The sequence below is a fragment of the Clostridium sp. N3C genome (genome assembly GCF_900095445.1).
In the GTDB taxonomy this organism is placed as follows: Bacteria; Bacillota; Clostridia; order Clostridiales; family Clostridiaceae; genus Clostridium_AU.
In genome coordinates this window covers 18049-40330 of record NZ_FMJL01000032.1, presented here as the reverse complement: position 1 = coordinate 40330, position 22282 = coordinate 18049, and the positions used below count along the sequence as shown (strand labels likewise).

19 protein-coding genes are annotated in these 22282 nt (G+C 34.4%); 13 read left to right on the top strand and 6 right to left on the bottom strand.

The genetic code is table 11. The features are described from left to right. Positions 1 to 167 precede the first annotated feature (167 nt). The 9 genes from N3C_RS09610 (at position 168) to N3C_RS09570 (ending at position 7151) form a co-directional block, all read left to right on the top strand. Positions 168 to 1397, top strand: coding sequence for a recombinase family protein (locus N3C_RS09610; RefSeq protein ID WP_441294407.1), 1230 nt, complete (start codon positions 168 to 170; stop codon positions 1395 to 1397). Between the two features lie 5 nt (positions 1398 to 1402). Further along, positions 1403 to 1831 carry a recombinase family protein gene (locus tag N3C_RS09605; protein WP_074365818.1) on the top strand — a complete coding sequence of 143 codons (429 nt, stop codon included), beginning with the start codon at positions 1403 to 1405 and terminating at the stop codon, positions 1829 to 1831. Then, entirely contained in the window at positions 1821 to 3386 is a 1566-nt protein-coding gene (locus tag N3C_RS09600; RefSeq protein ID WP_074365817.1) for a recombinase family protein, read from the top strand. The genes N3C_RS09605 and N3C_RS09600 overlap by 11 nt, the downstream gene beginning before the upstream one ends. 141 nt (positions 3387 to 3527) lie before the next feature. Continuing rightward, positions 3528 to 3773 carry a single-stranded DNA-binding protein gene (locus N3C_RS09595; protein WP_074365816.1) on the top strand — a complete coding sequence of 82 codons (246 nt, stop codon included), beginning with the start codon at positions 3528 to 3530 and terminating at the stop codon, positions 3771 to 3773. A gap of 72 nt (positions 3774 to 3845) precedes the next feature. Then, positions 3846 to 4685 carry a hypothetical protein gene (locus N3C_RS09590; RefSeq protein WP_074365815.1) on the top strand — a complete coding sequence of 280 codons (840 nt, stop codon included), beginning with the start codon at positions 3846 to 3848 and terminating at the stop codon, positions 4683 to 4685. A 28-nt stretch (positions 4686 to 4713) separates the two neighbouring features. After that, the gene (locus N3C_RS09585; protein ID WP_074365814.1) at positions 4714 to 5628 is read left to right on the top strand and encodes a hypothetical protein; all 915 of its coding nucleotides are present in this window, start codon (positions 4714 to 4716) and stop codon (positions 5626 to 5628) included. Between the two features lie 29 nt (positions 5629 to 5657). Continuing rightward, on the top strand, positions 5658 to 6236 hold the full coding sequence (locus N3C_RS09580; protein WP_074365813.1) for a hypothetical protein: 579 nt from the start codon (positions 5658 to 5660) through the stop codon (positions 6234 to 6236). Between the two features lie 100 nt (positions 6237 to 6336). Beyond that, the gene (locus N3C_RS09575; RefSeq protein ID WP_074365812.1) at positions 6337 to 6831 is read left to right on the top strand and encodes a nucleotidyltransferase domain-containing protein; all 495 of its coding nucleotides are present in this window, start codon (positions 6337 to 6339) and stop codon (positions 6829 to 6831) included. Between the two features lie 62 nt (positions 6832 to 6893). Then, positions 6894 to 7151: a hypothetical protein gene (locus N3C_RS09570; protein WP_074365811.1), complete on the top strand. Its 258-nt coding sequence runs from the start codon at positions 6894 to 6896 to the stop codon at positions 7149 to 7151. 341 nt (positions 7152 to 7492) lie between these two features. Here N3C_RS09570 and N3C_RS15320 read toward each other — a convergent pair whose 3' ends face one another. From N3C_RS15320 to N3C_RS09560, 3 genes are all read right to left on the bottom strand, one after another. Beyond that, positions 7493 to 7789 carry a hypothetical protein gene (locus tag N3C_RS15320; protein WP_242944073.1) on the bottom strand — a complete coding sequence of 99 codons (297 nt, stop codon included), beginning with the start codon at positions 7787 to 7789 and terminating at the stop codon, positions 7493 to 7495. A 14-nt stretch (positions 7790 to 7803) separates the two neighbouring features. Then, a complete protein-coding gene (locus tag N3C_RS15315; RefSeq protein WP_242944074.1) occupies positions 7804 to 7971 on the bottom strand; it encodes a tyrosine-type recombinase/integrase in 168 nt (55 codons plus the stop codon). Positions 7972 to 9494: 1523 nt separating this feature from the next. Further along, positions 9495 to 10019, bottom strand: coding sequence for an ECF transporter S component (locus N3C_RS09560; protein ID WP_074365810.1), 525 nt, complete (start codon positions 10017 to 10019; stop codon positions 9495 to 9497). Positions 10020 to 10170: 151 nt separating this feature from the next. Here N3C_RS09560 and pdxR point away from each other — a divergent pair, with 151 nt between their 5' ends. The 3 genes from pdxR (at position 10171) to N3C_RS09545 (ending at position 14806) form a co-directional block, all read left to right on the top strand. Further along, positions 10171 to 11295, top strand: a complete 1125-nt coding sequence (gene pdxR, locus N3C_RS09555; RefSeq protein WP_074365809.1) for a MocR-like pyridoxine biosynthesis transcription factor PdxR — start codon at positions 10171 to 10173, stop codon at positions 11293 to 11295. Between the two features lie 1022 nt (positions 11296 to 12317). Then, on the top strand, positions 12318 to 12809 hold the full coding sequence (locus tag N3C_RS09550) for a hypothetical protein (protein WP_074365808.1): 492 nt from the start codon (positions 12318 to 12320) through the stop codon (positions 12807 to 12809). Further along, complete coding sequence (locus N3C_RS09545) at positions 12806 to 14806, top strand: hypothetical protein (RefSeq protein WP_074365807.1); 2001 nt, start codon at positions 12806 to 12808, stop codon at positions 14804 to 14806. Before N3C_RS09550 ends, N3C_RS09545 begins: the two co-directional genes overlap by 4 nt. Before the next feature lie 218 nt (positions 14807 to 15024). On the opposite strand, the gene N3C_RS09540 is transcribed toward N3C_RS09545, so the two are convergent. Then, positions 15025 to 16551: a methyl-accepting chemotaxis protein gene (locus N3C_RS09540; protein WP_074365806.1), complete on the bottom strand. Its 1527-nt coding sequence runs from the start codon at positions 16549 to 16551 to the stop codon at positions 15025 to 15027. 742 nt (positions 16552 to 17293) lie between these two features. On the opposite strand from N3C_RS09540, the gene N3C_RS09535 reads away from it, so the two are divergent. Continuing rightward, positions 17294 to 19408, top strand: coding sequence for a methyl-accepting chemotaxis protein (locus tag N3C_RS09535; RefSeq protein ID WP_074365805.1), 2115 nt, complete (start codon positions 17294 to 17296; stop codon positions 19406 to 19408). 193 nt (positions 19409 to 19601) lie between these two features. Here N3C_RS09535 and N3C_RS09530 read toward each other — a convergent pair whose 3' ends face one another. Both N3C_RS09530 and N3C_RS09525 read right to left on the bottom strand, forming a co-directional pair. Continuing rightward, entirely contained in the window at positions 19602 to 20618 is a 1017-nt protein-coding gene (locus N3C_RS09530) for an alpha-hydroxy-acid oxidizing protein (protein WP_074365804.1), read from the bottom strand. 150 nt (positions 20619 to 20768) lie between these two features. Further along, positions 20769 to 22202, bottom strand: a complete 1434-nt coding sequence (locus tag N3C_RS09525) for a carbon starvation CstA family protein (protein ID WP_074365803.1) — start codon at positions 22200 to 22202, stop codon at positions 20769 to 20771. Positions 22203 to 22282 lie beyond the last annotated feature (80 nt).

Here is a 22282-nt window from a genome sequence, read left to right as displayed (position 1 = left end):
TTTCTAAATTCTTCTGTGTATTTCTTTTGACTTTTTGCCAAGTAGACACTTCCTTCCCTTTTCTTATTTTAAAGTGTTCGGGTTTTCGTGTCTAAAATATTATACTAACACCAATTATTACAAAGTCCATTAGTAGGTTTGCGAGAAACACTACGGATTGTTTGGAGATGGTTCGTAAACTGTTGGACCTAGGGATTTATATCTATTTCGAAAAAGAAAATATCAATACCCAATCAATGGAAAGTGAGTTGATGCTTTCTATATTAAGCGGGCTTGCAGAAAGTGAGTCAATCTCCATTTCAGAAAATAACAAGTGGGCAATTCAAAAGAGATTTCAGAACGGAACTTTTAAGATTTCATACCCACCATATGGTTATGACAACATTGACGGTCAAATGGTGGTAAATCCTGAGCAAGCTGAAATTGTAAAGTATATTTTCGCAGAAGTATTATCAGGCAAGGGTACACAGAAAATAGCAGATGATCTTAATCAAAAGGGTATCCCCTCTAAAAGAGGCGGCCGTTGGACGGCTACGACAATTCGAGGAATTCTAAAAAATGAGAAATATACCGGGGATGTTATACTGCAAAAAACCTATACAGATTCCCGTTTTAATAAGCGCACCAATTATGGTGAGAAAAACAGATATTTAATAGAAAATCACCATGAGGCAATTATCAGCCATGAAGTGTTTGAAGCAGTAGAGGCTGCCTTAAATCAAAGGGCAAAAGAAAAGGGAATAGAAAAGCGTAATGATAAGTACCAAAACCGGTATTCTTTCTCCGGAAAAATTATTTGCTCGGAATGTGGTAGCACCTTTAAAAGACGAATTCATTCATCCGGCACAAGAAAATATGTAGCCTGGTGTTGTAGTAAACACTTAAAGCAGATAACAGAATGTTCCATGCAGTTTATTCGAGATGAGGATATAAAGACGGCCTTTGTTACTATGATTAACAAGCTGATTTTCGGAAGAAAACTTATTCTACAACCACTATTAGATGCTTTGCGTGGAATGAGCAACTCAGATAACCTTTCAAGAATTCAGGAATTAGAGAAGCAAATTGAAAAAAATGCAGAACAGAGAGAACTGCTTGTAAAGCTTATGGCAAAGGGTTATCTAGAACCTGCCCTTTTTAACAGAGAAAACAATGAACTGCAAATGGAAGCAGATAATTATATGGGGCAAAAAGAAGCTTTAATTCATGCTTTAAATGGTGAATTATCAAAGGTGCAGGAAGTCAGTAACTTAATAAAGTTTACAAATAAGGCTGAAATGATAAATACCTTTAGCGAGCAAATTTTCAATGATTATGTTGAAAAAATTATCGTTTTCTCAAGGGTAGAGATAGGTTTCGTTCTGAAATGTGGAATCACACTAAGGGAAAGGATGTGAGAAAAGTGGCACATACGCCTTATGGCTATAGGATAGAGAATGGAATAGCAGTTATCGATGAAGAAAAAGCTGAAAAGGTTAGGAATTTATATAAGGGTTACTTATCAGGCCTTTCCTTATCGGTCGCGGCAAAGTCTGCTGGAATAGATGCTTATCATGGAACTGCTGGAAGGATGCTAAGAAATGAACGTTATCTTGGTGATGATTATTACCCTGCCATCATTGATAAAGAAACCTACGAAAAAGCAGAAGCAGAGAGGATAAAGAGAGCAAAAAAGCTAGGCAGAATCTTTGAACCCAAGACAGAAGATAAACCTACTATTTCTAAGAAATTTACCATAGGACAAGTAATTCAGAAGTATACAAATCCTTTTACACAAGCGGAATATGTATACAGCTTAATAGAAAGTGAGGTGCAGCAAGATGGCAGTTAATAAAAATGTAATGATTATACCTGCAATAAAACGTGTAGGCAACAATCGAAAAGAAGATGAAACACCTAAACTTCGGGTCGCTGCTTATTGCAGAGTTTCTACAGATAGTGATGAGCAGGCTAGTAGTTACGAAGTGCAGATTGAACACTATACAGAGTTTATCAAGAAGAATTCAGAGTGGGAATTTGCAGGGATCTTTGCTGATGATGGTATCAGCGGCACAAATACAAAAAATCGCGACGAATTTAATCGAATGATTGATGAGTGCATGGCTGGGAAAATTGATATGGTTATTACCAAATCAATAAGCCGATTTGCTAGAAATACCTTGGACTGTCTACAATACATCAGAAAACTTAAAGATAAAAATGTTGCGGTATATTTTGAGAAAGAAAATATCAATACACTGGATGCCAAAGGTGAAATTATGCTTACCATTATGGCATCCTTAGCGCAACAAGAGAGCCAGTCATTAAGCCAGAATGTAAAGCTTGGTTACCAATACCGATACCAACAGGGAGAGGTAATGGTCAATTGTTCTAGGTTTTTAGGATATACCAAGGATGAAAATAAGCGATTAGTAATTGTGCCGGAGGAAGCTGAAATAGTCAAAAGGATTTACCGAGAGTATCTTGAAGGCTCAAGTATGGATAAAATCAAAAAAGGACTTGAAGCTGATGGCATACTTACGGGAGCGGGGAAAAAAAGGTGGCATACCAGTACTATAAGGAAAATATTAAGCAATGAAAAATACATTGGTGATGCATTGCTCCAAAAAACTTATACGGTAGATTTTCTTACAAAAAAGAGGGTTGTTAATAACGGAATCGTACCTCAGTATTATGTAGAGAATAACCATGAAGCCATTATCCCGCGTGAAATTTTCATGCAGGTACAAGAAGAGTTAGTTCGTAGAAGTAGAGGACATATAAGTACTAGCGGAAAGAAAAGAAACTTTAGTTCAAATCATGTATTTTCGCAAATTATCTTCTGTGGTGAGTGTGGCGAAATATACCGTAGAGTTCATTGGAATAACCGAGGTAAAAAATCGATTGTTTGGAGATGCGTCAGTAGGCTTGAGAATACAGGGTTAACTTGTCATTCCCGAACCGTGCTGGAGGATATGATAGGCCTTGCTACGGTGGATGCAATTAATAAACTAATAGGGCAAAAGGATGGCTTTTTAACTATCTTAAAGGAAAATATAGAAACAGTGATAAGTGAAACGGACAATAATATTGTTTACGAGATAGATAAAAAGCTAGAGGAATTACAAAAAGACCTTTTGAGACTGGCCAATTCCAAAGAAGATTATAACGATATAGCCGATGAGATTTACAGGCTCAGAGAGGAAAGGCATAAGGCTTTAGCAGAAGAAGCTGGCAAAAAAGGCTCCAAGCAAAGGCTAGAAGATATGGAAAAATTCCTAAATGAACAATCCACCCTCCTTGAGGAGTATGATGAGCAACTAGTAAGGCGACTTATAGAGAAAATAACGGTTTATGATGACAAACTAACTATTGAATTTAAATCTGGTGTAGAAGTAGATGTATAAACATAACCTTCATGAATGACCACCATTCAGGAGATATATTCTCTTGATTGGTGGTTTTCTTTTTATTGACTAGAATTGGCAAAAGGCATATAATCTTATTAACAATGTTGTTAATATTGTTATTGATAAGGAGATGACAACATGAGTGATGTTAATGAGCTGCTAGAAGAAGCTATTAAGGAAACTGAAAACTTGAATGCAGGTGAAGTCTTTCTTGTTAAAGATCTGTTCAAGGGTTATGTATGGAATAGAATACCCAGAAAGGATCGACTTCTGCTTGGGACTTTATTTTTAAACTACGTAAATAAAATGGAAGGTGATATAAAGGCAATTGAAAAGACTTCATCTAACCAGCAGAGATATAAAAAGATTAACTCTGGATACTAGCCGAAATGATTTATTGGCTTTATATTAATCTTCCTAAGAATAGCAAAATCACATGCGAGAGGTGGTGAAAGGATGCTAAGCATTGAGGAATACATTGCACGAAGGAAAAAGGAAGATAAACTCAATGAATTTGACATTGATGCACGTGCACAAAATATGAAAATCTGTGTTGATTATGTATTTGAGTATTTTAACAACTATCTGAATATTACGGAAGCTGAGGAAAAAACAGTACTCCATAATGAAAAGTTGGAGAAATATCGTAAGCAGCTAAGAGAGTATGATCCTGAAGTTAGAGAATGGGCTGTTAGTATTTATAATAAGTACGGGAAGCAAATACACAGATACATTGGAAACATCATGAAGGAGAATGACCTTTTCTTTTTATATAATACTGATAGTGAATTTAGAAATGCTTCATATGATTGTTATTCACGACTAATTAAAAGGTTACCATTTCTTAAGGATCAGACAGAAATGCTTTTTCTTTTTATAAAAGAATATCATAGGGTAGAAAGTGAGCAAAAGTTTAATTTTGGGATACCGTCAATATCGGAAGAAATTACTGATTGGATTGAGAAAACCTGGGCAAAGCATCAAGTAAATCTTCTTGCCTTTGCTTATGATTGGATAAACAGTTTTTTTGATAATGAGGATATTTGGCCCTCAACACATAGAAGAAAGAGTCAATATAATTGGAAAAAGTACGATTATGATTATAGGCAAAAAAGTAACCTTTTTAATCTAGATTCTTTGTATAGAAAAATGCCGAAAAAGTCCTTTATAAAAGGTAGAAAGCAGGAATTTGAGATATTATTTATGTACTATTGGCTTCACGATATGGAAGGCGATGACGAGGGATATTGGCAGGAATATTTAGAGAAAGTGTTACCTACTTTGAAAAAGTTATAGTTATTAAATATTAGGTGAGATGAAAAAAATGAATGATAAAGAAATAATTCTTTCAAAAATTGCAGAAATAGTTAGCAGACCAGGCTTTTTTATAAGAAAAAACTCGGAATTTAAGGCCAGATTAAAATGTGTGGGGCTTAATGACCTTTACGAAAAATATATAGACTATCTGGTGCCATATTTTTATAATCAAGGTTATGCGCACAAATTCGAGAATAATAACGAAGAATACGATGTGTTCTTAGGTTTAGATAGTATTTTCTCGGATTTATATAAGGAAAACAGGCATGAGGATATTATCAACCTGCTAAAAGAAATAACAAAATCTTTCAATGTAAGATACATTTGCGAAAATGGCGTTGAAGACTTTGAAGAACTAGCTAAACTTTACGAGATTTTAGGATTAAACATATCCATTGAATTTGAAAAAGTTAAAGTTTCTGCTTGCATGGAAAGTGACTTTGTAAGAGTAAGTGAGATGTTTTCTGTTGAATCATGGATAAAAAGTAACCATATAGAAGTATATGATGCTTACAAATCTGCAGTTGACGCTTATACACAAGGCCATTCAGGAGCTTGTATTGAATCATGTAGGACGTGTATTGTAAGTATATTTTCAAAATATAAGGGGACTGAAAAGTTTGCAAAATGGATGAGAGGTGTCTTTAATACTAGTGGAGACAGTGCAACTGCATCAGTCGCTGACTTAGATAGGGCCCTTAAATCAGATTTAAGAAAAGAAGATTTAGCAGAATTTTTTAATGAAAATAAAGATGGAAAGCTGACAAAGACAAAAACAATTTATATGATTTACTCTATGATGTCTGATTACGGAACCCACAGAAATGAGAATGCTATTGAATTGCCGACAGTTGAAGATGCGCTGTTTTGTTTGAGATTAACTGATAGCATTTTATTTTGGGTATATTCAAAAAACAAATAGCGATTTTTATTAGTTAAGGAGTGAATAAAATGTCCGACGTAAAAAATGCGTATGATCAGATTATTGATTTCTTGAACAATGAAACAGAGAAAACATTATTACTACGAGGTATCGCTGATAAGGAAAAGCATCAGGCCCTTCTTAAAGCTTTGAATGCTCAAGGGAACTTGAAAGGACTAATTAATTTAATTCATACAACAAAAGATGGAATGGAGAATTTCTTTCGATGGGCGGAACTTTATAAAGTTAACGTACCGAAGAAATATGGGCAAGGAATGAAATTATCCAATCTTACAATTTTCTTTGATAATCTGACCACTAAAAGTAGTAGTGATAAATATGATAATTATGCCTTCGATTTTATGATTGTATGGCCAATTCAAAGTGTAACAAAAAATGAAAAAGAGATTCAGATGCTGAAAGAAATGGCCGAACGTCAAAAGACAAAAAAGATCATTTATCTTACAATTAAGGAACCTTGGTACAACCCTGATTCTTTAGATTCTATTGTGGATCGAGTGATAAAACTGGACTGTGAGAATGATGACCCAAAAGAATATCAGCGTATTCTAGCCGCCTACGAAGAGGATATGAAAAGGCGCTATTAAGTTAGATTATATGAATTAACAGTATTACTTGGGAGGAATTTAGCATGGCTACTTTTTGGGATTTTATGAAATTAGATAGGAATTTGAACGGAGGGATTACATGGTAAGTAAAACTGACGCTATTGAGATAATAACGTACGCTGAAGAAAATGGAATTAACATATGGATTGATGGCGGTTGGGGAGTAGATGCACTATTAGAAGAAGAAACAAGAGTACACAACGATATTGATTTATTTGTGGAAGAAAGTAATGGTAAAAAGTTTATTGAAATATTAAAAGAAAATGGCTTTGCTGAAGTTATCGAAGCATATACTACCACATCTCATAAGGTTTATAAGGATAGTAAAGGTAGGATAATTGATCTTCATATATTTAAATTCAACGAACAAGGATACATTGTTTTTGAGGGAGAAGCATATCCTCCAGAAGTCTTTAGCGGCATTGGGAAAATAGGCGATAAAATGGTCAGATGTATTGATGCTGAATATCAAGTGTTATTTCATCTAGGCTATGAGCATGATGAAAATGATGTGCATGATGTAAAACTATTGTGTGAGAGATTTAATATTCCTATTCCGAGTGAATACAAGTAACCAACAAATTCCAATTTGTCTATCAATAGTGCAATAAATTAGAATTTAGAGGAGGAATAGATATGGCACGTTCTATTAGAGCTTCCCTTTCGGGATTTGGAAGTGAACTGTTGGAACGAATAAGAGAAGATGGCAATGCAAGGCTAGATGAAGCTGCCTTTGAAGAAAGAGTCATTGGGATTGAAAAGGCAGCTGCGGCTCTGAAGGAAGCTAAAGTTGAAGATGAGAAAGTCATTTACCTTTTGCAAAAATATTGGGATTTACGCCCTAGCGAGGCCAAGGGATTTTTGCTGCAAGAAAGATACACTGAAGAGAAGTAGAGGATTCCTGTGGGTAAACATCCCAAAGATAAATTCTATTTGTGCTGAAAAGCACATTCGGTTTAACTATGCAAATTTAGTGGATATGTTCCCGCCTACCGATAGTGCAAAAAGTGGCGATGACGTGTTTCCGCCTACCGACAATGTAAAAGACATCAATCCACCTCGCTCGTTGCATGTGGAGAGTGTTGTTAAACTTCATAGAAAAATCACCGATTAGAGGAAATTATAAATAATCAAATAAAGGTTTTGCTACGAATTTGCTACCAATGAAACGGCTTTGGTAGCAAATTATTTTTGGCTACTAAACTTTCAAAAATATCTACTGTATTTTGCTTCATTTATCTGTTAGAAGAGAATAAGTATCCATGCTTGTGGCAAGTCTGATATGCCCTAGTCTCATCTGTATGTCTTTGATGTTTGCTTCTGCTTCTAGTAGCATGGGTATGTCTTAGTGAGTGAAAGTTAAAGACAAATCCTATCTCATAATTTACTACTCTGCTTAAATACTTTAATGTATCAGTAGTTATGGTTTCACCATTCTCTTTAGTACAAGCAAAGTTAGATGTTTTATAATACTTGCCATACTTTAACTTATTTTCATTTTGGAAGGTCTTATGTCTCTTTAATATTGACACTAAGGTGTTAGCAATTACATAGTTCTCCTGGAACTCTTAGTTTTAGGAGTACCAAATTCAAAAACACCGTTGCCTTTTCCAATAAGAATTTTTTCTATCTTCAAAACTTTATATTCTAGGTCAATACAATCCCAAGTAAGACCACATACTTCTGCAGCTCTTAGTCCAGTGTGAAAAGCAATCTTCAGTGGTATATAAAAATAACTACCAAAATGGAACCGTTCTATTATTCTGTTTAACCATTCAACGGCAATTATTTTAGAGCTTCTTCATCTTCTTTGATTTTATCATCTTTAGGTAATCTGATGTATTGCATAGGATTTTTTTTAATGTATTGATATGGATGTACTGCAGCTTTTAAGGCACATTTTATGTGATTTTCAATAACTACCTTGTAAGCTTTCTGAGTATTATATTTATAGTTAATAAGTACATAGATTTTATACCAGAAATCAAAGTAATCATTAACACTAATATTATTATCAGCTTTAGAGATTCCAGTATCTTCAAACTCTTTATGCCTGCTTTTAGTACCTTTTCAGTTTCTAACTTTGTGCTTCCAACTTTACTACATATTTTCTTATAGGTTACATTTATTTTAGCAGTGTTAAAATAATAATACTAATAGTTGTCCCCGTTTATACATTCCGGGCATTTTATCATATCTCATTTATGTTTTTATATATAAGGTAATAGAGCAGATTTACTACCCTATTACCTCAGTAAAAAAATAGAGTTGAATTAAGATTTTCATGATATAGGTCTACTCTTGGTATAGCTATCATCATTATGTTTAGTAGTTGCTTTTTTTCTTCGTTTGTATACATAGCCTTTATCAATCTTTTCTTTTAGATTGGCAAGATGATCGTCAATAACTTTTTGTAAAAGAATTGCTTGCAGCAATAGAACAAGCTGATAGAGATTGTGGAAGTTGTGGCTGTGAATACGACTCGCTGTATAAAAGAGCAATTGAATTATTAAAAACGGTATAATCTATAGTAATCATATAATTTACTAGAATGCTTTCGATAAATTTCTAATTAAAGATTTTAAAGTGAATACAAACCTTAGGTATATAGGAGAGCTGCAACAGGCGCTCTCTTTTATTTGACTTCTATTCAAGTATTTTATACGTAACTACATAGCTTATATCCTTTCTATTGCTTGCGGTAACATATCAACTGCCTTAAAAATGATAGAGGTGAGTTGATAGATTAGATTAAATATTAGAAGACAGTAGTTTAGATAGAATAGTTTTTATCGTCTGGATCAGAAGGTGCTTAGAAATTAGAAACATTAAAGTAACAGATGTTTTGTGGTGTGTTTTGGGTAATTGGTCTAGTTTCTCTGCACTCTTGTTTGTGAAATTCTTTCCATAAAATATTACAACACCTCTTTTCTGTATTAAACATCCTTTCTGAATCAACAGTCTGAGGGCTGTGGCACTTATTTTTTTTAACAAAAATAGGGTGTCACAAACTACTCAAAGAGTAGTTTTGCGACACCACATTTTTAACAACCTGTTTCTGAATCAACTTTTTTTCTCTTAATTGGTATCTAATTAGTCAAAGGTTCAATATAAAAAGCTACCCCTACTCCTTTTATTCCATGTCTGCCTTTGTTTGCACTATAGATGTATATAGAACCCTCTAACAATTCAACTAAAGCCATGATATGCACCTGAACTTGCAAGGGAGGCTAAAAATTAAGTATGTTTAGAATTTGTTATCCTGGTATATAATTTATGAATTCCGAAATTCCAGCACAGCAACATACCAACCACGGCACTGAACATGGCCTGAAGTATCTGGAAAGGTAAATTCATCAAAGCATACTCCGGAGTACTGTAAACGAAAGCTCTTCCCAGTGAATACCCAACGGTAGTGATGAGAGCACCGACAGCAACGCCTATTCCAGATGCAAGGCGTGGGTTGTTTTTCAAAAATCTGTGGGAAAATAATGAAATTGCAACAGCCTGTAAGCCATGAGTAACAAGGGAAACAAACATCGGTGCAGGGTAGAACAGAAAATCACCGATAAAGGCTCCAATACCGCCTACTACAAATGCCTGCAATGGCTCTATCAAGATTGATGACAGGCAGATAACTATGTTATTAAAATATAGATGCCCACCGGGAATCGGTATGCCGAAAGAACTAAGTACAATATTCATTGCCATAAACATGGCGGTTACTGTCAACTTGACAGTGGTGTTACAGTTTTTGTTCATGTTTACATATCCCCTTTACTGATTTATTAAATATCCTATTAATTTTTATATCTTTTTTAAGTGAATGTCTTCTTTACAAATCTGTAAATAAAGAATACAATAAAACTGATATTATAAAAATAACCAGGAAAGGAGAATTTTATATAACCAGATGAACTATCATATTGATTCCAGATCATCGGTACCTGCTTATATTCAGCTGTATAAATTAATTATGCAGGATATTATATCTGAAGTTTATCCTTATGGAAGCCGTCTTCCTTCAAAGCGGACCATTGCTGAGGAGACTGGTGTAAGTGTTGTTACCGTTGAGCACGCAATTGCATTACTGAGTGAAGAAGGTTATATTGAAACTCGCCAGCGCAGTGGCTGTTTCGTTATTTATCATAAATCTGATTTCCATGGAACTCCGGTATTGCATAGCAGTACCTTTCCTGAAATCCAGCCACAATCCAGCAGTGTGGGGGATTTTCCCTTTTCGGTATTTGCCAAAACCATGAGAAAAGTATTGTCTTATTACGGAAATCGGATTTTTATAAAATCTCCAAACAGCGGATGTGATGAACTTAAAAAGGAAATTTGTTCATATCTGGCAAGAAGCCGCGGAATACTCGTAAAGCCATCACAAATTATTGTGGGATCCGGTGCAGAATACCTTTATGGCCTGATTACCCAGCTTTTTAGAAACATGAAAAAATTTGCCCTTGAACAGCCATCATATGATAAGATCAGGAAAGTCTATGAAGCGATGGGCATTCAATGCGATATGCTTTCGATGAGTCAGGACGGCATATTTTCAAAAGAGTTGGACCGAACAGATGCAACCATATTGCATGTTACTCCCTTTAACAGTTTTCCAAGCGGTATTACCGCCAGTATATCAAAGAAACATGAATACCTTCGTTGGGCGAAGCAAAGAGATGGTTTTATTATTGAAGATAATTATTATTCTGAACTAACTGTTTCTAAAAAGCCAGAGGATTCTCTCTTTTCCATAACCACCGATTCCAATGTGGTTTATGTCAATACATTTTCAAAAACTATTGCCCCGTCCATACGTATCGGTTATATGATTCTGCCGGAAAAACTGCTGGAAGATTTTCAGCGTCGACTTGGCTTTTATTCTTGTATGGTACCTGTGTTTGAGCAGCTGGTCCTTGCTGAGTTGCTGCGCAATGGTGATTTTGAACGGCATATAAACCGAGTTCGGAGAAAAAAGCGGAAAGCGGTTAATGCTATTGGCAATAAGGATCTGAATCCCCTTAAATCTATTTAACATGTTCTTCTAAAGGCCAACGTGGAAACTATGGTTTTGATGTTGGAAAAGAGATAATAATAACGCTGGAAATACTAGGTTTAAAAGATGAGATAAGTTTACATCTATAGACGTATTGGCTATTGGTTTTATAATGGCCTGCAGCCTTAGAAGCAATATGTTTTTGCATAATAAATTAAAGCTTTACGAAATCTCATATCTTGTGTTATACTTGCCATGCGAGAATGCTCCTTTATGTTTTTTGCTTTGTGGTGATTCAAATATAACACAAGAGAGCTATTCTCGCTTTAATTTTTTGATGCTTTAACACATGTATTGTAATCCTGCACAATTTGATTCGACAAAAGCTGCAAAATAAATTGACTGAGAATTGGTACTTATGATACACTAAATAAAATAGCAACTGGCTATACTATCTAAAGAAGGTGGCGGGGTTTTCTATTAGAATTATAAAAAGAATATATGTTTTGACATAAAAGCGGTGTATTTTATGATAATACAAAAGGTGCTATCCATTAGGGTTCACCTTATTATATTTGATTAAAAAGCGGCACAGGGTACAAGCACTGCTATAAGGTCATTAATGGTTATCATAAGCAAATGTTTATTTCTCCAGATTTAGCATAAGAGATTTATTTATGTAATCAGAGCTATAACTCCATGGAAAAAGCCACTGCCATATAGGCATTAACCTATGGTAGAGCTTTGAGGAGAAAACCTTAAAAATATTATATCGAACATATGTTTGGGGGGTAATTTTTAATTTCTTAATTTGAGTAGTTGACAGATAAGCAAACGGAGATGGCAAACAATAAAGTATTGACAATTTTAAAGGAGCAAACATAGCCGTGTTTGAATTTTTGTCAATTGCCTTTATATAATTTTCTTCAAAATAGTGGCGTATTGCAACATTTTTACTACTACTTTGTTGAAGCAATGCGCATATTTTGTTTTTTGCAAAAAATTTTGAGCTTTATGGTTTAAAAATGCACTGATCTTAAATATTTCTCAAGGAGGATACTATGAAAGAAAAAATTACAAAAAGGACCTTATCGCTGATTCTGTCTATTTGCTTAATAGTGTCAACTATGTTTTTTACTTCTACTGTGGTATATGCCGGAAGCAAGTATTTACCCGATGGTTATGTTACGGACAACAATGGTATTATGGCATATAAATATACAATTGATGGTTCATTTGATATTTATGGTCATCTTAACTCCTGGTTACAAACCACTTGTGGTGATGGTGGGTTCTGGACATGCATTAAGGTTGGTGATGGTGAGATATGGCGAATAGAAGCCAGTGCAGAGGGTGTAGATTATGAGAACCTAAATGTGAAGGTCACCTTTTCTTTTGAAAATGAAGGAAAATTATTGGAAATCATATACACTATTCAGAACAAGGCAAATGTGGAAAAGACTTTTCTATTGGAAGCTGTGCCGATGTTCAAATCGGAAATGACGACTGTGCACTCATTACACCTTTTGAAGACGGAAGTGGCTTTAAAATGATAAATCAAAATCATGGAAATGATAAAGATTCTCAGTTCAACTTTTTTGGAAAAGGTATGGACAGTGGAACAGATGTTGATAATTTTTGGTATGGACAGTATATGGAGTTGATTGATGGATTATGGGAAAATATATTTACTAATAATTCCGAAAACAGCAAGTCTGGTAGCTTTGATGCCGCAATTTCATATGCATGGAATAACAGAACAATCAAGGCCGGTGAAACAAAGAGCTTTAAAGCATACATGAGTATTGGCGGGTGTGGAAGCGAAGTTTCAAGCAGACATACCCACAATTTCACATATAGTTTGGACAAAACAATCACAGACAATGACACCATTAAGGCAACCTGTGAAAACTTAGATAATATTTGTGATCTGACAAGCAGTGATAGGTCAGTGGCATTGACACTTAGCGCCATTATGCCAGCTTATTCCGGTAGTCCAGCTACAATCAATATTGGAACAGATGAGCAGCAGAATATGTGGACTAATGCTGGATTAACTCTTCCAACTGCTTCTGATGTAGAGCATTACAGTGGTAGCACTCTACTAGCTTCTGCTCCAACTACTGTAGGTGAATATACTGCAAAAGTAACAGTGGAGGGTGTAACAGCAAGTGTAGATTATACAATCAGTAAAGGTGATCCAACGGCAACAGCTCCTGTAGCAAAAAACTTGACATATAATGGTTCTGAACAGGCACTTGTTACAGCTGGCACTAGCAGCCAGGGAATTTTAAAATATTCTTTAACAAAAGATGGAGATTATAAGGATCACATTCCAACGGCAACAAATGCTGGCACATATAATGTTTATTACAAGGTTGTAGGTGATGCTAAGCATAATGACAAGGTATTTGATACCCCAGTGACCGTTACAATTACAAAAGCAAATTATATTGGAGCTAAGGAAGTTTCTGATAATATTCTTGCAGGACATGCATCTTATGGAGAGGTTATATTACCTACAATTCCAACAAATATGAGTTATGGTATTCTTGTGACAGATTCGGAGGAAATCAATGATATTTCCCTTGCAGATGGAAAATTAACTTATAAAGGTTCTACTTTCGTAGTAAATGGAACAGATTATGCTATCACAATCCCTGTTACTGGTAAAAATGGAGCAAATTATAGTGATTATAATATTATAGTCACTTTGACAGGAGAGAATTGTACCCATTCAAATAGAACTAAACATGAAAAAGTAGATGCAACAAACTCTGCAACCGGTATGAAAGAATACTGGACATGTGATGTTTGCAATGAAAAATTGGACAAGGATGGAGAGGTTATTGCAGATGAATCTTCGCTTGTAGTACCAATAGATACTAATAAACATGTAGTAGAAACAAAGGAAAAGGGTATAGTTAATGTTCCTGAAGAAAAGCAAAAAGATAATTTCGGATCTGGTCAACTTTCTGGTTCAGCCAATGACATAAAGAGAGCAGTACTTACAGATGAGGATAAGAAAGCTATTTCCGAAGGTAAGGACATTGATATTTGGCTTGAAGTTAAGGATTTATCTTTAACTGTTAGTCAATCTGATAAGAAGGCTGTAGAAAATAAAATGCCAAAATACTTTACTGTAGGAACTTATCTAGATATTAATCTTTGGAAGCAGATAGGCGGAAGTGATGTGGCAAAGGTTAAAGAGGTTCCAAATGGAAAGGTAGAGATTACAATTACTATTCCAGAGGATTTACGGAAGCTAGATAGAAGCTTTGGTATTGTTCGTGTTCATGAAGGAAGGGCGGATTACCTTGATGGAAGGTTAGATTCAAAATATAGATTAACATTTGACTCAGATCGCTTCTCAACATATGCTATTGTTTATCAGGACAAGTCCAGCCAGGATAATATTAAGGACACATCAGCTCCAAAGACCGGAGACACCAATGATCTTTGGCTTTGGTCATTACTTATGATTACGGGCTTAGCAAGTGTTGGATTTACAATGCTTTATGGTAAAAAGAATTCAGAGGAACGAAGATAAACATACTTAAAGATACTAATAAGAGGCACTTGCCTATCATGTGTAGGCAGGTGCCTTTTGGTATTTTTATAACATATTATTCATGAGACTTATTTTGTATTTTTCCTAAAATTAAAATCTTTTCCCTTGATATTTAGCAAGCAGTTAGGATATTAGCAATAAGAAACTACATGAAATAAAGTCTATTTTCGCGGAGTATTATTTATACTATGTAAAGATCAGAGGGTAACACTCTTACTTAAATTTAGCAAATCATCAGCAGTATTATAAATTATGTTAAATGAAGATAATATTTCTTGCATAACGGATGCCTGAACAGATGTATCTGATGCAATTGATTTTATCTGTTCAAGTGACTTAGATGTAATTGATTTTGTATTAGAAATAACTTGGACAATTTCATGTCCATATTTTGAAGATTGATTACTGCTCATGGTAATCTCCCTAATCTCTTTACTGGAAGTTTCTTGTAAGTTTTTTAATTTTTTAAAAGATTCGCCTACATTTTTAACTAAATCAATTCCTGATTTAATGGTTGAAGAACTTTGATCTATGGAATTTACAGCCTTAGTAGTATCTTCTTGTATCTGACTTATGAGGTTTGAAATATCTTTCACTGCAGTTGATGATTTTTCAGCAAGTTTTCTGATTTCATCAGATACTACCGCAAAACCTTTACCATGTTCACCGGCTCTTGCGGATTCAATTGCTGCATTTAATGCTAGAAGATTGGTCTGTTCTGTTATAGCGGTAATAATTTCTATAATCCTACCAATTTCCTCTGATCTAGAGCTTAAACTATTTATGATAATTTTATTTTGATTTGTAGACAATTCAATTTCTTCCATGTAGCTTATCGCTTGGTTAATTATTTTTTCGTTTTCTTCTGTTGCTGCAGATGTATTTTGAGATATTTCGGATAATTTCTGAGTTTTAGATGAGATGGATTCAAGAGCATCTGATATATTTGCAACAGTAGTATTGGTATTTTCTATGTATTGTAAGTTTTGCTCGCATCCTAAGGATGCACTATCCGCATTTTGATTAATATTTTCATTTGAGGCAGTAGCTTGTTCGATTGATTGTAAAAGCTGTTTTACAGAAGTGGAAAGAGTTTCAGAAGCATTTTTGGAACTATTCATAACACCTTGCAATTTATCAATATATAATAAGGATTGCTCTTCTGTTTTGGATAAATCATTAAGAATGTTTCTTGTTCTATTGGCTATCCATATGAAAATTGCAGATAGAATGATTACTTCTAGGATCAATCCTATTGTATCAGCTACATAATGGCCAAAGGGGTCATCAGCATAAATAGGATCTGATGTTAATTTAGGATAATTTGTAATAGCAATAATTAAGCACTGAAAAAAGGAAGCCATTATAGTAAGCTTTTTATCAAAGTAAATGCAACTCATTGCAATAGGTAATATTAAGGCTATATAGATATCTATCTGGCCGCTTAAATTGAGGATACCTATAGCTACCCCGGCCATAGCAATTGTATAATATTTTAGAAATTGACTGTTTACACCTATCTTTCTTAGTATGAAAGGGGAGATGGTAGATATGGTTCCAATTAGACAGTACATAATTAAATTGACCAGATTATCAATGTAAAATATACCTAACCAACCAAGTAAAATTAAAGCTGGAAAAGCTAAAGTGAAAGTAAATAAAATTTTGGTTGTGGATTTGTTTGCAATTTCATCATTCTTGCGGATAAAATGTGACTTTGTCATTGGTTTGTACCTCCTGAGGATTGTATGAGCGGATATAAAATTTATAAATGCTGATTTTATATAATAATGGGGATAAAGGAATAATGAAAAGGTTTTATACCTTATTTAATATATAACAGTTATATGCAATGCATGTCAATAGCAGGTTAACAATTCTCCGGTAAAAATATTATTTCTTAAATAGTTATTGCTTTGACGCTCTTATACATGATACTGAAAAAGGATAAGTTGGAATATAAATACAAGTTGAACTTGAGGATATATAACTATGATTTAAATATAGCAAACTTAGTAGGGGATATTAAAATATAATGTCGAAAAAAATAATAATATGTAGATACTTGTATATTTATGGAGTAATATGGTATACTGCTATAGAATAAATAAAAGTCATGGGTGTATTTGATTTTAAGTCCTTATTTTTCTATTTATAGGGTCAAATCTTTTCCAAAATTACAAGTATGATTCTCATCAAGCAAAACTCAGTCTTTTTTTGAAAAATAGGTTCAACATTTTGTATGATTCAATAGTTTTTCTCTTTAAGGAAAGTAAGCATAGTGCATTAGATGTTGCTCTTAATACGTTACACAACTAAAAGGGATTAATATCGGGGAAGAGCTTCAAAATTTAATGAGAACAATGATGGAAATCTTTAAATGGAAGGAGCCGTTGAAATATACAATTGTGGAGCTATTTAGAGATATAGATATGTAGTTAGACTAAAAATATCAGGAGGCAGCGCATGAATAAAATTAAAAGTGCAATAAAGGCAAGAATCAAAAAGGTAAAGACTTTAAACTTCACAAAGCTAGTACTTATATCATTTTTGATAGTACAGATTGCTATTATAGGAACCATTGCATTAGTAGTAATCAACGCTATTAGAGAGCAGGCAGAATTGAAAGTTGAGAAGCAGTTGCAAATAGATGTTGTATCCGGAGCATCCTTAGTAAATGATTGGGTAGATTATAAACTTAAAGAGACGAAGATAGCAAGTGAAATGATTAAACCTCTAGAGGATGAGGAATCTGTTAGAAGTCAGCTTAACAACCTTAAAGTAGATGATGACGTTATATTAATCTATGTAGGATATGAAAATAATACACTGATAGCAAATAAAGCAGATTATCAGGTAGATGAGAGTATAGATATTAGACAAATGGAATGGTATAAAGAGGCGCTAACAACTGAGGAAATTTATTTATCGGATCCATATGATGATGTAGTTACTGGAAAAGAGGTAGTTACATTCTCAAAGAAACTAACTGACGGAGAAGGGAACATAGTAGGTGTAATCGCATTAGACGTTTCTTTACAAGATGTGCATACACATATTAAAGAGATTAATCTATATGAAGGTAAGGAAGGAATTTTCGTAGTAGGTAATAATGGACAGATAATAGCTAATAAGAATGAAGAAGTGAAATCCATACAGACAACTACTGATACTAATGAGACAGATGCGGTATCCACAGTGACTGTAACAGTAGCTGAAGAAGATAATATTAGAGAAAATGTAGGGGAGTTAACAGAAACTGCAGTACTGGATAAAATACGTAAAAGTGCTACAGGTGTATTTAGAGCAGACCATGATGGTGTAGAAACAATCTACTACTATAGATTGATTCCTGGAACGTCATGGAAAATTGCCATTGAAGTACCTTACGAAATAGTAGAAAAAGAAATTAAACCTATTATAAATCAATTATCAATCTTTATAATTATTGTATCTGCCATTGCAATAGGAATAGTAGCATTCATGGTTCTTGTAGTAATGAAGAAAATTCTACTAACATTAGCTGAAAAAGTTAATCAAATTGCAGAGGGAGATTTGACAGTAAATGTGGATAGAATGCTAGTTAACTCTAACGACGTAATAGGAACAACAGCTAAGGCAATTGAGGGGATGAAAGAACAACTAGCATCCATCGTAAAAGGATTAAAGATTTCATTAGTACAATTGCATGATGTTGTGACAGATGTAAGTGATTCTACTGTTAAATTACGAGATCAGTCTGAGGAAACAAGCGCAACGGTAGAAGAGCTATCTGCTAGCATGGAGGAAACAAGCGCAACAACAGAAGAAGTAAGCGCTTCAATGATTACTGTTAAAGATAATTTAAACAACATTGTAGGTATTACTGAAAATTCAATTCAAATGATTGATGGAATTTCTGTGAAAGCTGAAGGTATTAAAAATGAGGCTATAGAGGCAACTCTTAAGGCAAATACAATCTATCGAGAAAGTAAAACAGAACTTGATAAGGCTATACAAAAGGCAAAGATGGTTGAAGATATTAAAGGCTTAGCAGGTGAAATTACGGAAATAGCAAATACCACAAACTTATTATCATTGAATGCATCCATTGAAGCTGCTAGGGCTGGAGAGCATGGCAAGGGTTTTGCAGTAGTAGCTGATGAAATTAAAAAGTTAGCTGAACAGTCAAAAGCAACTGTAGATCAAATACAAAATAAAATAGTAACAGTAATAGAAGCAGTGGAAAACTTAGCTGCAAGAAGTAACCAATTGATAGAGTTTATAGATGGACAAGTAATTAATGACTATAAACATATGGTTAATATAGGTGAATCATATAGTAAAGATGCTAATGATATCAGAGCTGATGTAGAAGCTCTTGTTAAAGTTATTGAAGAGCTAGCAGCTAGTGGAGAACAGATTACTACGGCAATAAGTGGAATAAGTACCACTATTTTGGAGAGTGCCGCTGGCACAGGTCTTATTGCTGAACAGTCAGCTGTCATTGTACAAAAAGTAAATACTATAAACGATAGCATGAAAGTATTAAGTGAAAGAAATGAAGAAATAGAACAAATAATCAGTAAGTTCACAGTGTAATGAATTTAATAGACTTATAAACAACCGCTATATACTAGTTAATATAACTGGGTTATAGTGGTTGTTGTTATATTTTTAGTATGAAGCAAGAGGAAAAGGATGATAGCAGCTATAATATCTTTATTGTAGAGATCTAAAAAAGCGCAGTTCCATGGCTAGGAACAGCGCTTTTTATGGATTCTTTATTTAAGTTTTATTTAAAGAGTACTCTATCACTAATTTCATCAATAGAATTGCAACCAGTGAGTATCATAGCGGCCTTTAGGTCATCTGCTATTGTATCTATATAAGTCTTTACACCTTCAGTTTGTCCACCGAAAGAGGCTGAAACAAAGGGTCTGCCTATAAGTACTGCATCTGCACCTAGAGCGATCATTTTAAGTACATCAACACCGTTTCTTACTCCGCCGTCAGCCAATATTTTTACTTTTCCTTTAACTTTAGCGGCTATTCTAGGAAGGACATCAGCAACACCAGGAGTTTGATCAAGAACTCTTCCACCATGGTTTGATACTACTATGGCTGATACGCCTGCTTCCGCAGCAAGCTCAGCTTCATCTGGTGTCATAATTCCCTTTAAAATGAAAGGAAGCTTTGTACTTTGAACAATTTCCTTTATATCCTCTAAGGTTTTTGGACCAACCGGTTTTCCGTGAAGGGCAAGAGTTATAAGACCGGCAGCATCAATATCCATACCTACTGCATAGGCACCGGCTTCTTCGGCTAGTTTAATCTTTCTAACAACTTCTGAATTTTTCCAAGGTTTTATTATAGCAATTCCATTTCCATCAGCCTTTTTTAATTCTTCTAGATTTGTTATAAGAAAGGAATCTACTGCTGTATCTCCAACCATAGGATAAATTCCAGCATCAATACAGCCATTGATTACACAGGAAATATACTCCTGTTCAGTGAACTTTCCGCCCATATTAAGAGTTGTACCTGATACAGGGGCTGCAAATACAGGTATTCTCATTTTTCTTCCAAAAAGTTCAATAGAAGTGTCTGGATTATTAGCATTATGAATTACTCTCATATTTAGCTTATACTTGCTAAGAGCTTCAACGTTTATAGTAAAGGCTTCTCCAGTACCTTTTCCACCCATACCTGGAACTTCTCCAGCGCATGCTTTTCCATTACAAACAGGACAAACCCTACAGCTTCCATTTAAATTGATTTTTGCATTTTTTAATACTTCTTTATAATTCATTGATATTCACCCCTAGTTAGAATAATAAGATAAAGATTAATAAACAATATTATTTTATCATAATATGACTAAGTCTAAAAATAACATTAAGACCGCAGGTATAGTACTCATACTCTGCGGCTTATAATTTTGTGAAAAGCCTGCTTATATTTATTTAGCGTTAACTTCAGGCTTTTGTGCTCCCATTTTCTTGTTTACTGCAACTAAGAATATTGCAAGTGCGATTATAGCAGTAGCTATTCCTATTGGGTAAGCTATTGAATATGAAAGCTGGAATCCTTCTGGAGCAGCAAGTATATAAGTTATGGATACTGCAGTCATAAAAGTTGCAGGTACTGTAGCTATCCAGTGAATTTGTTTTCTTAAAGCTAAATACATAGCTGATGCCCAAAGTACTATCATAGCTAGAGTTTGATTTGACCAAGCAAAATATCTCCAAATTATATCGAAGTTTATTCTAGTTAAAGCAAAACCGATTGCAAATAATGGTAGAGTTACAGCAAGTCTATTTTTAAGTGATCCTTGCTTAAAGTTTAAGAAGTCTGCAATTGTAAGTCTAGCACTTCTGAATGCTGTATCTCCTGAAGTTACAGGACAAGCAACAACACCAAGTATTGCAAGAGCTCCGCCAACTTTACCAAGTAAAGTGGTTGATATTGTGCTTACTACCCATCCTTGTCCACCATTAGCTGTCATTTGAGCACCTAATTCTTTAGTGCTTCCAAAGAAAGCTATAGCAGCAGCAGCCCAGATTAATGCAACGATACCTTCTGCGATCATTGCTCCATAGAATATTGCTCTACCTTGCTTTTCTCTAGTTATACATCTAGCCATTAAAGGAGATTGAGTTGAGTGGAAACCGGAAATTGCACCACAAGCTATTGAAATAAACATTAATGGCCAAATTGGAAGCTTGTTTGGGTGAAGATTAGCTAAAGTAATTTCAGGAATTTTATAACCACCAAAAATTATTCCACCAGATACTCCTATAGCCATAATTAGAAGACATATACCGAATATTGGATAAATCTTACCTATAATCTTATCTATAGGAAGTATAGTAGCTAATATATAGTAAGCAAATATTACATAAATCCAGAACTTTGCATCAAGAGCTTTAGGTGTTAAAGAAGCTAAAAGGTTTGCTGGAGTTGTAATAAATACTACACCTACAAGTATAAGAACGACTACTGAGAAGATTCGCATGAAGTTTTTGAAGCCAGGTCCAAGGTACTTTCCAACAACTTCAGGAATACTTGCACCATCATGTCTTACTGAAAGCATACCTGATAAGTAGTCATGAACTCCACCAGCAAATATTGAACCAAACACTATCCAAAGGAAGGCTACTGGTCCCCACAATGCTCCTGCGATGGCACCAAAGATTGGACCGGTTCCTGCTATATTTAAAAATTGAATTAAGAAAATCTTCCAAGCTGGCATTACAACATAGTCAACACCATCTTCAAGCCTGATAGCTGGAGTTTTGATGTTGTCGTCAGCGCCGAAAGCTTTTTCTACAACCTTACTATAGATAAAGTAACCAACTATTAATGCGACAATTGATAGAATGAATGATACCATTTTTATATCCCCCTATAAATTATTTTTATAGATTCATTATAAAATAAATGTATAGGTTTACATATAGATAATTCACCAAA